We start from the raw sequence: 13,224 nt of genomic DNA, 5'->3' as shown, positions 1-13,224 counted from the left end.
GAAGCATGACCTCCTCGAACGGCCCGCTCCGCGTCGGCATCGGCGGCCCCGTGGGCTCCGGCAAGACGGCGCTCATGGAGCAGCTCTGCAAGCGCTTCCGTGACCGCTACGAGATCTGCGCGATCACCAACGACATCTACACGAAGGAGGACGCCCGGATCCTGACGGTGGCCGGTGCCCTGCCGGAGGAGCGCATCCTCGGCGTCGAGACCGGCGGCTGCCCGCACACGGCGATCCGCGAGGATGCCTCGATCAACCTCGCCGCGGTGGCCGAGATGAGCCGGCGCTTCCCGAAGCTCGACCTCGTGCTGATCGAATCCGGCGGGGACAATCTCGCGGCGACCTTCTCGCCGGAACTCGCCGATATCACGCTCTACGTCATCGACGTGGCCGGCGGCGAGAAGATCCCCCGCAAGGGCGGCCCCGGCATCACGCGGTCGGACCTGCTGATCGTCAACAAGACCGATCTGGCACCCTTGGTCGGCGCCGACCTCTCGGTCATGGAGGCCGATACGCAGCGGATGCGCGGCACACGGCCCTACGTGTTCGCGTCCCTCCGGGGCGGCGACGGCGCCGATGCCGTCGCTCGCTTCATCGAGGAAGCCGGGGGCCTCGGCCGCTGACTCCCACCGTCCGCTCCTCGATCAGAACGGCCTCAGCGCCCGGCTTCGGCCGAGCGCGACCGCGGGGACGCTTTCGGCGATAGGCCCATCAGCGCATCGAGGCGGCTCATCCGGGCGTCGAAATCTCTCAGCACCGATTCGCGTGCCTTGATGGCGGGATTGGGTTGCGGTTTGGCGTGGATTCGGGCCGAGCGGGCCTCCGCCGCAGATGTGCTGAGGAGAGCGGCCAGGGATAGCAATGTCAGAGCACGAATCATGACGAGACTCCCTCACGACGTCGCTGCGCTGGGCAGCGGGTTCGTCACGAGGGTATGATCACCCGAAGCGTGACTGCGTGCGCGAGCGCACGTCGCGTGTGCAGGATCACGGCGCCGGCCGGATGAACGGCGCTCAGACCCGGGAACGCCGAGCCGTGAGCCACGAGGCCAGCAGCACGAAGACGCTGACCAGAACCACGAGCAGCGTCGAGGCGGCATTGATCTCCGGATTCACCCCGAGCCGAACCTGGCCGTAGAGCCGCATCGGCAGGGTGGTCGAGCCCGGCCCCGAGACGAAGCTCGCGATGACGAGGTCGTCCAGCGACAGGGTGAAGGCCAGGAGCGCCCCGGCCAGCACGGCGGGCGCCAGCAGCGGCAGCGTGATGGTCAGGAAGACCCGCATCGGCCCCGCGCCGAGATCGGCGGCCGCCTCTTCCAGGCCGCGGTCGAGCCCGCGCAAACGCGCCGCCACGACCACGGCGACGAAGCCGGTGCAGAAGGTCGCGTGCGCGATCACGAGGGTGACGATGCCCCGGTCGACGCCGATGCCGATGAACATCAGCAGGAGTGACAGGCCGATCATCACCTCGGGCATCACCATCGGCCCGAAGATCAGACCGGTGAACAGTGATCGTCCGCGGAAACGGCCGTGGCGCTCCAGGGCGAGCGCCGCGAGCGTGCCGAGGATCGTGGCGATCGTGCTCGCGAGCAGCGCCACCTGCAGGGAGACCCAGGCCGCCGCCATCAACGGCGCGTCGGCGAGGAGCGCGCCGTACCATCTGGTGGAGAAGCCGCCCCAGACGGTGACGAGTGCCGAGGCGTTGAACGAGTAGGCGATCAGCACCAGGATCGGCGCGTAGAGGAAGCCGAGCCCGAGCATCAGGGCGGCACGGGTCACCCAGGTCACGGGCGGCCCTCCTCGCCGGCACGTAGGCTGTCGCGGAACAGCACCACCGGGCCGATGATGAGGGCGAGGATCAGCACCGCCACCGCGGAAGCGAGCGGCCAGTCGCGGTTCGAGAAGAACTCGCTCCACAGCACGCGGCCGAGCATCAGGGTCTCTGAGCCGCCGAGCAGATCCGGGATCACGAACTCGCCGACCATGGGGATGAAGCAGAGGCCGGCGCCGGCCGCGATCCCGGGCAGGCTGAGCGGCAGGGTCACGGTCCAGAAAACCCGGGTCGGCGAGGCGCCGAGATCCGCCGCAGCCTCGCGCAGCGCCGGGTCTAGGCGGTTCATCACCGCGTAGAGCGGCAGGACCATGAAGGGCAGGTAGGCGTAGACCAGCCCGACGATCACCGCCGCGTCGGTGTTCAGGAGGATCAGCGGCTTCGCGATCACGCCCGACCGGAGCAGGACGAGGTTCAGCAGGCCTTCCGGCTTGAGGATCGCGATCCAGGCGTAGACCCGGATCAGGAAGCTCGTCCAGAACGGGACGACCACGAGGGCGACGAGGAGCGGCTGCCAGCGGGCCGGAGCCCGGGCCAGCGCGTAGGCCAGTGGCGTACCGAGGGCCACCAGGATCAGGCTGGCGGCCGCTGCGTAGGCGAGCGAGCCGAGAGCCGCGTCGCAGTAGAGCGCGTCGGAGGCCAGCGTCGCGTAGTTGTCGAAGTTCAGCGCCTCGAGAAAGGCCGACCAGCCCTCGAGGCCGCCCTGCCAATCGAGCACCGGCAGGTAGGGCGGGATTGCGGTCGCCGGCTCCGACAGGCTGATCTTCAGGGTGATCGCGAAGGGCAGCAGGAAGAAGGCCGCCAGCCAGAGCAGCGGCGGCAGGCGCACGAGCCGGTCGAACAGGCGCCCCGGCGCCCCTGCCCTCATGGCCGCCGCCCATCGGAGCCGGCCATGACGCGATCCGTGGGTGCCGGCCGCGTCATGCCGGCAGGATCACGGCGTCGGCTGGGGCGAAGCCGAGGCGGATGTCCGAGCCCACGGGATCCTGCGCGTCACCCGGTCGTCCGCTCGACCGCAGCACGGTGCCGTCGGGCAGGCGCAGGGTCCGACGCAAACGGTCCCCGAGGAACACGGTATCGGCGATCGTGACCGGAAGGCCTTCGGTGCCGAGGACGATGTCGTCCGGGCGCACCGCGACGACGACCGCGGTGCCCTCCGGCAGCCCCGTCGCGGAACCGCGGACGATCCCGTGCGCGGTCTGCACCGCGCGGGTGTCGCCGGCCTCGGCCGAACCGAGGCGGCCGGCAATGAGGTTCACGTCGCCGAGGAGGCCCGCCACGAACCGGCTGGCCGGGCGGCGGTACAGGTCGGCGGGCGTCCCGACCTGCGCGAGGCGGCCGCCCTGCATGACGCCGATGCGGTCGGCCAGCATCATCGCCTCCTCGGGGTCGTGGGTCACGACCACGAAGGCGGTACCGAGGCGGCGCTGGACGGCGCGCAACTCGGCCTGGGTCTCCTCGCGCAGGCCGCGATCGAGGGCGCCGAGGGGCTCGTCCAGCAGGAGCAGCTTCGGCTCGCGGGCGAGCGCCCGGGCGAGCGCTACCCGCTGGCGCTGCCCGCCGGAAAGCGTGTCGGGCCGACGATCCCCGAAGCCCTCGAGCTGGACGAGGCGCAGAAGATCGGTCACCCGGGCGGATGCGGCGGCCCGGCCCAGACCCTTCAGGCCGTAGCCGACATTCCCGGCCACGCTCATATGCGGGAACAGGGCGTAGGACTGGAACATCATGTTCACCGGCCGCCGATGGGGCGGCAGGGCGGTGAGGTCCTGCTCACCGAGGCGGACATGGCCCGAGCTCGGCGCCTCGAAGCCGGCGATCATGCGCAGCAGCGTGCTCTTCCCGCAGCCGGACGGCCCGAGCAGGCAGAAGAACTCCCCGGGCTTCAGCGCGAGCGTCACCGCATCGACGGCGACATGGGTGCCGAAGCGTTTGGTGAGGTTGTCCAGGCGCAGCGCGGGTGCGTCCGGCAAGACGTCAGGAATCCTCGCGCAGCGCCTCGGCCACGCGGGCCTCGAGCAGGTCGGGCCGGCGCAGAACCAGGGCCCCGCGGGTGCGGTCGACCAGCCCCTCGGCCGCCATGGCGGTGAATTCGCGGGTGACCTGCTCGCGGCGGCAGCCGATCCGGGCGGCCAGGACGTGGTGATAGGGCGGCGGCGACACGACCCGCTCGCCGGACGTGCCCGACCGCGGCACCGAGAGGCGCAGCAATTCGGCATAGAGCCGGTGCTTCAGGTCGAGGAGCGCGTGCTCCATGAGCCGGGTGTTGAGTTCGCGCACGCGCTTGGCGAGCAGCCGGAACAGCCGGTCGGCGATCGCCTCGGAGGCGAACACCATCTGCCGGAACACCGCGGCCGGGACGACGCAGACCTCGCCGCGGGTCAGGGCCGTGACGTTGGCAGAACGGCCGATCCCGTCGATGGCGGCGAGCTCGCCGAAGAAGGCCCCGCCGCGCATCTCGCCGAGGATCACCTCCTTGCCGGACTGGGTCCGGTTGAGGATGCGCACTTCGCCCGACGCGATGAAGTAGACGTCCGTGGAGATGTCGTCGAAGTCGACCAGCACCTCGTTCTCGTCGAAGCGGCGCCAATGGCAGCGGGTCTCGAACGGACCGAGCTCAATGCCCGGATCCTTGAAGAAGGGTATCGTCCCCAACCGCGCCATCGATCCTGTCCCTTCGGCCCCGGCCTCCGTCCCTGCCCTGACGGGGGCCGACCAGCAACTCTGGGGACGGGAGTCACCCGCATCTCGGAGCAGCGCACCGATCCGGCCGCGCTCGATCGATGAGGCGGATTTGATCGTGACGGTCACGCGCGGGCCGGTCAAGCCGCGCTTGGCTGAACAGGAGTTTATTAGCGTGGATCGGTGAAGAGGGATAATTTCCCGCGCTGCGGCGCCCGACGATTCCCGATGCACCAAGATTTCACCATCGCAGGTTTGAACTTCGGCACGGTCACGCCGATCGGCCGGTGCCAGGCGACATTGGCCGATGCGTTCGAGCGCTCGGGCCACAGCCTGCACTCGGGCCGCTATGCCACCGTTCGGGTCTGCCCGGCGCCGGCCGGCCACGGTATCGTCTTCCGCCGTCGCCTGAAGACTGGGCAAACGATCGACGTGCCGGCCCTCTGGCCCTATCGGGTCTCGCAGCCGCTCTCCGCCGCGATCCAGCGCGAGGGGGCGCTGGTCCGCACGATCGAGCACCTAATGGCGTCCCTGCACGCGCTGAAGGTCGACAACGTGCTGGCCGAGATCGACGCCGACGAGCTGCCGATCTTCGACGGCAGCGCGATCCCCTGGTGCGACGCGATCCGAGGGGTCGGCCGCGTCGAGCAACCTGCCCCCTGTCGGGTGCTGCGGATCCGCCGCATGGTGGCGGTCGAGGACGGGCGACGCCGGCTCCAGATCGAACCGGGCACGGGCCTGCACGTCACCGGGCATGTCTCGCTCGCCCATTTCGGCTCGCTCGACTGGTCCGGCGCGATCACGCCCGAGAGCTTCGCGCGGGAGATCGCGCCCTCGCGCAGCTTCGGCCGGTATGTCCGGGCCATGGCCGGTCGCGCCTACGGCTGCGCCACGGGACGCGACTTCCTGCAGGGGGTCTCGCCGCGCTCGGCGGCGCTCCTCTGGCGCGGGCGCGTGCTCGGCGGGATGCGCGTTCCGGAAGAGCCGGTCCGTCACCGGATCCTCGACCTGATCGGCGACCTGCTGCTGGCGGGGTATCCGGTCGAGGGCCGCGTGTCCGCCTTCCACACCGGGCACGAGCTGAATCACGCGCTGGTCGGGGCGCTGATGCGCGAGCGCAGCGCCTGGGAGCTGGTCTGACGGCGCCGGTTCAGACCGGGACGCGAAGGTTCGGCTGCTCGCACGCGACGGCGACCTGCCGGAACGCGCGGACGAGATCGGCATCGAGCTTGGGGCCCATCTTCTCGAGGATCGCGTAGGCCTCGCGGATCGGCTTCGGCGCCTTGTAGGGGCGGGCCTCGATCAGCGCCGCGAAGATATCGCAGATCGTTATCAGCCGGACGAGGTCCGGGATCTCGGCGCCCCGCAGCCCGTCCGGATAGCCGGACCCGTCGAGATATTCGTGGTGCGAGCGCACGACCGCGAGGGTTCCGGCCTCGTAGCCGCCGTCGAGCAGCATGGCGTGGCCGATCGCCGGATGTCGGTCCATCTCCACGCGCTCCGCGGGGGTGAGCGGCGCCGGCTTGTTCAGGATCGCGAGCGGGATCCGCGCCTTGCCGATGTCGTGCAGGAGCGCGCCCTTGGTGAGATGATGGGCGTCGGCGTCGTTGAGGCCGAGGCTCCGGGCGAAGGCCGCGGCCAAGCCGGCGACCGCCAAACAATGCCGATGGGTCACGTCGTCGAAGCCCGCAACGACGTTCAGCCAGTCGCGGACCTTCGATTCGCGGATCGCCCGGTTGACGATGGTGGTGCCGGCATCGACGATCTCGGGCGGGGGCGCCGCGTCGGCACGAAAGATCGCCGCGAAGGCGGACCGGGCCTCGTCGGCGCAGCGCCGCAGGTCGACGGATTCGTCGGGTTCGCGGAGGGGCGTGCTCAACGCGGCGATCGCCTTGGCGAGCATCGCGGTCGCCGTCGCCGCCGGCATCACGCGCGTGGCCCCGAGGGCGGTCGCCTGGATCTCGCCGCGGCCCAGATTGCCGTGGATCAGCGCGAGGAACGGCGTCGCGCTCTTGCGCGTGACGGCCAGGGTCCGGCGCAGACGGAGCATGGCGTCGGAGGTCAGCGCGCCGACGTCGCTGATCACCAGTTCGACGTCCCCAGGCGGCTCGGCATCGCCGTAGAGATCGTGGAGGACGAGGCTCGGACCGCCCCCGAGATTGCGCATCAGGCGCTCGCCGCGGCCCAGATCGTCGGTCAGGATCACGGTCCGACCCAAAACGCCTCTCCCATCACACGTCCTCCGTGGGGCGTACCAACCGGCGAACCAGCCTTGGCTGCGATGCCCGGCACCTGCGAACGTCGAATTTTCCGGAGCCCGTCATCGCGCGGCACGACCAGTGTCCGCCGCACAGGCGTCAGAGACAAGCCGAACAATCGACCCGGAGTGATGCGATTCCGTTAAAGCGACTGTCGGCGCATCGGCATTTTAGCGCGGTAATAAAGATACCGGCCCTGGGCCGATTGCCGAACGGGTGCCGGGATGACGGGCCCGACACGGCGCTTGCCTCCCCGCGCCTGGACCGCCAGAACGCCGCCATGCTGCGCGTCAATGACCTCACCTACCGCATCGGCGATCGCCTGATCCTCGATTCCGCGAATTTCTCGATTCCCGAGGGCGCGCGGGTGGGCCTCGTCGGGCGCAACGGGGCCGGCAAGACCACGCTGTTCAAGGCGATCCTCGGCGACCTGCCGGTCGACGCGAAATCCGTTTCCCTGCCCAAGGGCATGCGGATCGGCGCGGTCGCCCAGGAAGCGCCGGCCGGCCCGGAAACCCTGCACGCCGTGGTCCTCGCGGCCGATACCGAGCGGTCCCTGTTGATGGCCGAGGCCGAGCATGCCGACGGCCTGCGGCGCGCCGAAATCGAGACCCGGCTCGTCGATATCGGCGCGCATTCGGCGCCGGCGCGCGCCGCCGCGATCCTGCACGGTCTGGGCTTCGACGCGGCCGCGCAGGCTCGGCCCTGCTCGGACTTCTCCGGCGGCTGGCGGATGCGCGTGGCGCTCGCCGCCGTGCTGTTCTCCGAGCCCGACCTGCTGCTCCTCGACGAGCCGACCAACTACCTCGACATCGAGGGGACGCTCTGGCTCTACGACTATCTCGAGCGCTACCCGCGCACCGCGATCATCATCAGCCACGACCGCGACCTGCTCGACACCAGCGTCGACCACATCCTGCATCTCGACCGCGGCAAGCTCACGATCTACCGCGGCGGCTATACCAGCTTCGCCAAGCAGCTCTCCGAGAAGCGCATGCTGCTCGCCAAGGCCAAGGTGAAGCAGGATGCCGAGCGGGCGCATCTCCAGAGCTTCATCGACCGGTTCAAGGCGAAGGCGACCAAGGCCCGTCAGGCCCAGTCGCGCGTGAAGCGGTTGGCCAAGATGGAGCCGATCACGGCGCTGATCGAGGACGACGTGCCGGTGATCCACCTGCCGAGCCCGGAAAAGCCGCTGTCGCCGCCGATCGTCTCGATGGAGCGGGTCAAGGCCGGCTACGGCGACCGGATCGTGCTGACCGGTCTCGACCTCAGCTTGGCGCCCGACGACCGGGTGGCGCTGCTCGGCGCCAACGGCAACGGCAAGTCGACCTTCTGCAAGCTGATCGGCGGCCGCCTCGGCCCGATCGCCGGCGAGGTCCGGCGGTCCTCCAAGATGGAGGTGGCGTATTTCGCCCAGCACCAGCTCGACGAATTGCGGCCCGCCGAGAGCGCCTACGCGCATGTCCGCACCCTGATGCCGGACGTGCCGGAGGCGAAGGTGCGCTCCGCCACCGCCCGGCTCGGGTTCGGCGCCAACAAGGCCGACACGCCGGTGGAGAAGCTCTCGGGCGGTGAGAAGGCGCGGCTGCTCATGGGTCTTGCGGCCTTCCACGGCCCGCACCTGCTGATTCTCGACGAGCCGACCAACCATCTCGACATCGAGAGCCGCCAGGCTCTGGTGGAGGCGATCAACGATTACGAGGGCGCCGTCATCCTGGTGAGCCACGACCGCTTCTTGGTCGAGGCCTGCGCGGACCGGCTCTGGCTGGTGGCCGACGGCACCGTGAAGACCTTCGACGGCGACATGGACGATTATCGCCGATTCGTCCTGTCCGGCCCCGACCGCGAGGACGAGCGGGACGCCGAACCCGCGGGCGGCCAGAAGGCCGAGGCGCGCCGCGCCGGGGTCGAGCGCCGGGCGGCCCTCGCACCGCTGCGCAAGCGCCTGGAGGCGATCGAGGCGCGGATGGCCAAGCTCACCGCGGCGATCCAGAAGATCGACGCGGCGCTGGAGGACGGCACGGCCTTCCGGGAGAACGCCGCCAAGGCCGGCGAGATCGCCAAGATGCGTGCGGACGCCGCCAGCGCGCTGGCCGCCGCCGAGGAGGAATGGCTGAATGTGAGCGCCGAGATCGAGGCGGCTTAACCTGGAGGCGCGCTTCGCGGGCGCGCGCCGGCACGTCCGCTCCCGCACTGATCTCAAACGGTCAGGGCCAAGGCCGCGCCATGCAGGCGGGAACAGGCGCCCGCGCGCATGGCAAAGATCCGCAATCTCAACCGCGGCGAAGCGGGCCGCGGGCGCCCATAGCGGTTGGCGCCGGGCAACCCGGCCGGCCAACGCTCACGGATCAAGCTCCGAAAGCCATCGCCTCAATCCGCCGACGCCGCTCGCGACAGGCCCGACCCGCGCCGACAGCGGGTCTTACCGCGGCGCGAACCACTGATCCGTTATCTTGGGCCAAACCGAAACGATCTTCTTGTTGTCGACGTTGATCCAGTGAATGTCCACACTCGGATGCGCGGACTTGAAGTCCTGATAATGCGTGTTGTTGCACATCAGATAGAAGCTGATCGCGCTCATCAGGCTGCTGTCGGCATGGGCGATGCTGTAGAGATACGCATCCCACTTCGCCGCCTCTTCGACGCGGCGGATCGCCTTGGTCTCGAGAGCTGCGGCGTTCGGGTCCGACGGACCCGCAGCATTCGCCCCACCGCCCTGCCCCTGCGAACTCGCAGCGACCGCCTCGTCCGCACTGACAACCGCGCCTGAATTGCCGGCGAGCGCGGGCGGCAGGGGAGCTGGGCCGCTCCCGACCTGCGTGGGCTCCCCCCAGCGCGGGAACGGCGCCATCATCTCCGGGGCGGGCGCACTCGTCTGGATGAGGGACAGGACGGCATCCGCCGTCTGCGTCGAGAGGGCGTGGGTCGACCGGGGATCCAGCGCAGCGGGCGCGGGGAGCGCACTGGCCATTACCGCAGCGACCCGCTCCGGCGTATCAACCTGTTGCGCCGTAACTACAGCCACAGGGGACGGCGCTACAGGACTCACAGCGAACATCTTACGCACTCCGCTCGATTGGCTCCACGCCATTCCACATCAGTTCGAACCTCGACGAATTCCACCCGTCCATCTGGTCTTCGTCCGATGCCGCTTCCGGCAATCATCGCTACGAAAGTCCGAATCCACAGACTGACGGCGTGGCGTTATCTTCCTCCCGGACTTCGAGCACGACTCATTCAGAGCTTTGGATAGGCTTGCCACGCTGCCAGCCACATCGGCTGGCAGCGCTCCAGTTCGACATCCGAAATACTGCGCACACGTAAACACATGGAGCCAAAGCGGCGAACATGCATCGGTATTTGCAATGCAGCAGACTTACAAAGCCGATTTTATCAGTTTTGAAAATTTAGCGCCCACGCAACGTGAGCGGTCTCTTCCGAAGGCTATCATGGCCGGGAAGAGCTTGACCCGGCGTGTCATACTCCGGGCTTCGGAATAAACCCATTATGGCCTTGATCTGTCAACACGCTTGCCGGCCAAGCAACTGACACGAAAACTTACTGACATGCGACGCCGATATTCTGCCCGTTGGTTCGAAGGAGCACTGACGGCGCTTCATCATTGGGCAGATCGGACGATATTGATCACATCGGGCAATTGGCGCGGCATCTCCACTGTGTCGTAAACTGCCGCGATGCCACAAGAATTTCACACTGCGGCGGGTCGCCGGCCCCGCGGGAGCGGCGAATCGCGGTCGGAGGGAGCTTTTTCGGGGGTTGACGCCGACACAGCGTCGGGTCCGCAAGCGAATCGCCGACGGCCTCACGCGCGCGCCGGCGCTGCGGCCTGGGCGCGGCCCCGTCCGAGGCCGATAACCAGAAGGCAGCCCAACCCCGAGAGGATCACGAGCGGCAGCAGGCCCAGCGGGTAGCTACCGGTCGCGTCCTTGATGACACCGAGCAGGTAGGTGCCGACGAATCCGCCGATGTTGCCGATGGCGTTGATCTGCGCGATCCCGGCGGCCGCCGCGCCGGCCGAGAGCCATTCGGTCGAGAGCGCCCAGAACGGGCCCTTCACGGTGTAGGTCGCGGTGACGGCGAGGCACAGGATCAGGATCGTCGGCAGCAGATGCGCGGTGGCGATCGAGGCCGCAAGGCTCAGCGCCAGCAGGCCGAGGGGCAGCGCCGTGTGCCAGACCCGCTCGCGCTTCCGGTCCGAGGAGCGCCCCCAGAGGATCATCAGCACCGAGGCGATCCCGAACGGGACCGAGTTCAGCAACCCGGTCTCCAGGTTCGTCAGCCCGAAGGATTTGATGATCTGCGGCTGCCAGAGCGACAGGCACTGGCTGGCGCCCGAGGCGCCCGCATAGATGAGTGAGGCGGCCAGCACGTAGCGGTTGCGCATCACCTGCCAGACCGAGAGGTGCCGGGCCGGCGCCGCCTGGCTGTCGACCACCGAGGCGCGCTCGGCGGACAGCCGATCCTGAAGCCAGGCGCGCTGCTGCGGAGCAAGCCAGCGCGCCTGAGCAGGCCCGTCGGGCAGGATCGCGAACGCGATGACACCGAGCAGCACGGCCGGGAGCGCTTCGAGGATGAACAGCCACTGCCAGCCGCGGAAGCCGAGCATCCCGTCGGTGTTGAGGATCGCGGCCGAGATCGGCGAGCCGAGGAAGCTCGAGATCGGGATCGCCACCATGAACACGGCCACGATCCGCCCCCGATAGGCGCGGGGGAACCAGTAGGTCAGATAGAGGATCACGCCGGGAAAGAAGCCCGCCTCGGCGGCGCCGAGCAGCAGGCGCACCGCGTAGAACGAGACGGGCCCGACCACGAAGGCCATGGCGGCCGAGACGAGGCCCCAGGTGATCATGATCCGGGCGATCCAGATCCGGGCGCCGAACCGCTCCATGGCGAGGTTGCTGGGCACCTCGCACAGCACGTAGGACACGTAGAACAGGCCGCCGCCCAGCCCGAACTGCGCTGCCGACAGGCCGATATCGTGGTTCATCTGCAACGCGGCGAAGCCGGCATTCACTCGGTCCACGAACGCGATGAAGTAAGCGAGCATCAGGAACGGCAGGATCCGCCAGGTGACCCTGCGCAACGTCGCCCGTTCGATCTCCGGCACCGCATCCGGCACGTTCGTGGGGGCCATCGTAATCCTCCGGGCTCGATCGATTCCGGCATGGAGGAGCGGCGGCCCAGCCACCAGTCCCGGAACACGACAACTTCGCTCGACTGTCATAGTCGGTCATCGCACTGGGTTGGCGGCGGGCGATACGCGCCAATAGCGGCCTGATCGCTGCCGGTGCGGTTTGCCCGCGGACCGCGGACATGCGAGAGAAGCCGCATGTTGACGGTCGATAGCCTTTGGCGCGTGCGGCACCGGCTCGCGCAGATCGGGAAGAAGCGGACGGGCTCGCCCCGCATCCTGGTGGTCGGAGTCTGTCAGGCGGGCTCCATGGCGAAGGTGCTGCGATACCTTCTGCCGGACGCGCAGGTGGATTTCGTCTCGGCCTTCACGGCGAACCGCCGCTTCCCGAAGCTCGTCGACCTGATGGCGCATGCCGACGGCTACGATCACGTCTATTCCAGCATCTACCTGCCGCGGTTCAAGGACGGCGGCACGATCGACCGGTTCCGGACCCACCCGAAGGTCCGGCTGATCCCGACCATCGTGTTCGGCGCCTACCATCCCGACCTGATCCATGTCGGCGTGCAGGATGCCGTCTCGCTCAACGGCCTCATCTCGGGGCCGATGGGGCATTCCCACTCGGCGATCACGCTCTACGCCTATCTGGCGGGCTTCTCGCAGGCGCAGGCTCTGCGGCTGTTCGCGGAGCCGGTCTTCGAGCGCCTGGGCTATTTCGACCTCTGGAACGAGTCGGTGTCCTACCTGCGCGGGCTCGGCGCCCAGGCGCAGTACGATCTCGACACGCACCTGACGCGCTGGGCGCGGCGGGGCTGCTTCATGCACTCGATCAACCACACGAAGCTGTATGTGGTGGCCGATCTCGCCCGCGGGCTCCTGACGAAGTCCGGCGTGCCCTATCCCGAATGCGACCTCGACGCGTTCGTGCCGGACGATCTCGGCGGCCAGGGCAGCTGGCCGGTCTATCCCGAGATCGCCGCGCATTACGGCGTTCCCGGAAGCGCCCTGTTCTTCAAGGCCGAGACGCGCCGCTCGGGCCCCGCACGCACCATGACCCGGGCGGAATTCGTGGCCGCGGCCTATGCGAATTACGACCGGCGCCCGCGCGAGGCCCTGGTTTCGCAGCGGGTCCAGGGCTGGCGCAACGATCCGGCCACGGTGGAGTTCTTCCGCGAGGCGGCGGGTCGAGAGATTAGCCCGATCCGCCCGGCCGAACGGGTACCCGCCCTGGCTTCGGGCAGCCTGGCCGGCCATACATCCTGATACGACGGCACATTCTCCCCTCCTCGGGCGCCTCGCGCTGTC

The 13,224-nt window shown here is 68.9% G+C and carries 11 protein-coding genes; 4 read left to right on the top strand and 7 right to left on the bottom strand.

All coding sequences use genetic code 11. The features are described from left to right. Positions 1-5: 5 nt before the first annotated feature. Positions 6-623 (top strand): urease accessory protein UreG, encoded by a 618-nt coding sequence (ureG, locus tag LGR69_RS00430; protein WP_091861928.1) that lies wholly within the window; start codon positions 6-8, stop codon positions 621-623. A 390-nt stretch (positions 624-1,013) separates the two neighbouring features. Here ureG and LGR69_RS00425 read toward each other — a convergent pair whose 3' ends face one another. The 4 genes from LGR69_RS00425 to LGR69_RS00410 are packed head-to-tail and all read right to left on the bottom strand — an operon-like array spanning position 1,014 to position 4,491. Then, positions 1,014-1,760, bottom strand: a complete 747-nt coding sequence (locus tag LGR69_RS00425; RefSeq protein WP_268868330.1) for an ABC transporter permease — start codon at positions 1,758-1,760, stop codon at positions 1,014-1,016. 23 nt (positions 1,761-1,783) lie between these two features. Then, the gene (locus LGR69_RS00420; protein WP_230364846.1) at positions 1,784-2,698 is read right to left on the bottom strand and encodes an ABC transporter permease; all 915 of its coding nucleotides are present in this window, start codon (positions 2,696-2,698) and stop codon (positions 1,784-1,786) included. A gap of 52 nt (positions 2,699-2,750) precedes the next feature. Next, entirely contained in the window at positions 2,751-3,800 is a 1,050-nt protein-coding gene (locus tag LGR69_RS00415) for an ABC transporter ATP-binding protein (RefSeq protein ID WP_230364845.1), read from the bottom strand. 4 nt (positions 3,801-3,804) lie between these two features. After that, positions 3,805-4,491 (bottom strand): Crp/Fnr family transcriptional regulator, encoded by a 687-nt coding sequence (locus LGR69_RS00410; protein ID WP_007562140.1) that lies wholly within the window; start codon positions 4,489-4,491, stop codon positions 3,805-3,807. A 246-nt stretch (positions 4,492-4,737) separates the two neighbouring features. Here LGR69_RS00410 and LGR69_RS00405 point away from each other — a divergent pair, with 246 nt between their 5' ends. Further along, on the top strand, positions 4,738-5,649 hold the full coding sequence (locus LGR69_RS00405) for a UDP-3-O-acyl-N-acetylglucosamine deacetylase (protein ID WP_230364844.1): 912 nt from the start codon (positions 4,738-4,740) through the stop codon (positions 5,647-5,649). A gap of 10 nt (positions 5,650-5,659) precedes the next feature. Here the strand turns inward: LGR69_RS00405 and LGR69_RS00400 are convergent, their stop codons facing one another. Continuing rightward, positions 5,660-6,727, bottom strand: a complete 1,068-nt coding sequence (locus LGR69_RS00400) for an HD-GYP domain-containing protein (protein WP_230364843.1) — start codon at positions 6,725-6,727, stop codon at positions 5,660-5,662. A 320-nt stretch (positions 6,728-7,047) separates the two neighbouring features. Here LGR69_RS00400 and LGR69_RS00395 point away from each other — a divergent pair, with 320 nt between their 5' ends. Further along, positions 7,048-8,913, top strand: coding sequence for an ABC-F family ATP-binding cassette domain-containing protein (locus LGR69_RS00395; protein WP_230364842.1), 1,866 nt, complete (start codon positions 7,048-7,050; stop codon positions 8,911-8,913). A 276-nt stretch (positions 8,914-9,189) separates the two neighbouring features. On the opposite strand, the gene LGR69_RS00390 is transcribed toward LGR69_RS00395, so the two are convergent. Further along, positions 9,190-9,738: a hypothetical protein gene (locus tag LGR69_RS00390; protein WP_230364841.1), complete on the bottom strand. Its 549-nt coding sequence runs from the start codon at positions 9,736-9,738 to the stop codon at positions 9,190-9,192. Positions 9,739-10,590: 852 nt separating this feature from the next. Beyond that, positions 10,591-11,922 (bottom strand): MFS transporter, encoded by a 1,332-nt coding sequence (locus LGR69_RS00385; protein WP_230364840.1) that lies wholly within the window; start codon positions 11,920-11,922, stop codon positions 10,591-10,593. A gap of 195 nt (positions 11,923-12,117) precedes the next feature. On the opposite strand from LGR69_RS00385, the gene LGR69_RS00380 reads away from it, so the two are divergent. After that, on the top strand, positions 12,118-13,182 hold the full coding sequence (locus LGR69_RS00380; protein ID WP_007562129.1) for a WcbI family polysaccharide biosynthesis putative acetyltransferase: 1,065 nt from the start codon (positions 12,118-12,120) through the stop codon (positions 13,180-13,182). The last annotated feature ends 42 nt before the right edge of the window (positions 13,183-13,224 follow it).

Origin of the sequence: Methylobacterium brachiatum (assembly GCF_020523825.1) — a bacterium.
GTDB lineage: Bacteria > Pseudomonadota > Alphaproteobacteria > Rhizobiales > Beijerinckiaceae > Methylobacterium > Methylobacterium brachiatum.
The sequence above is the reverse complement of the archived record's forward strand: the minus strand, read 5'-3'. Positions and strand labels throughout refer to the sequence as shown.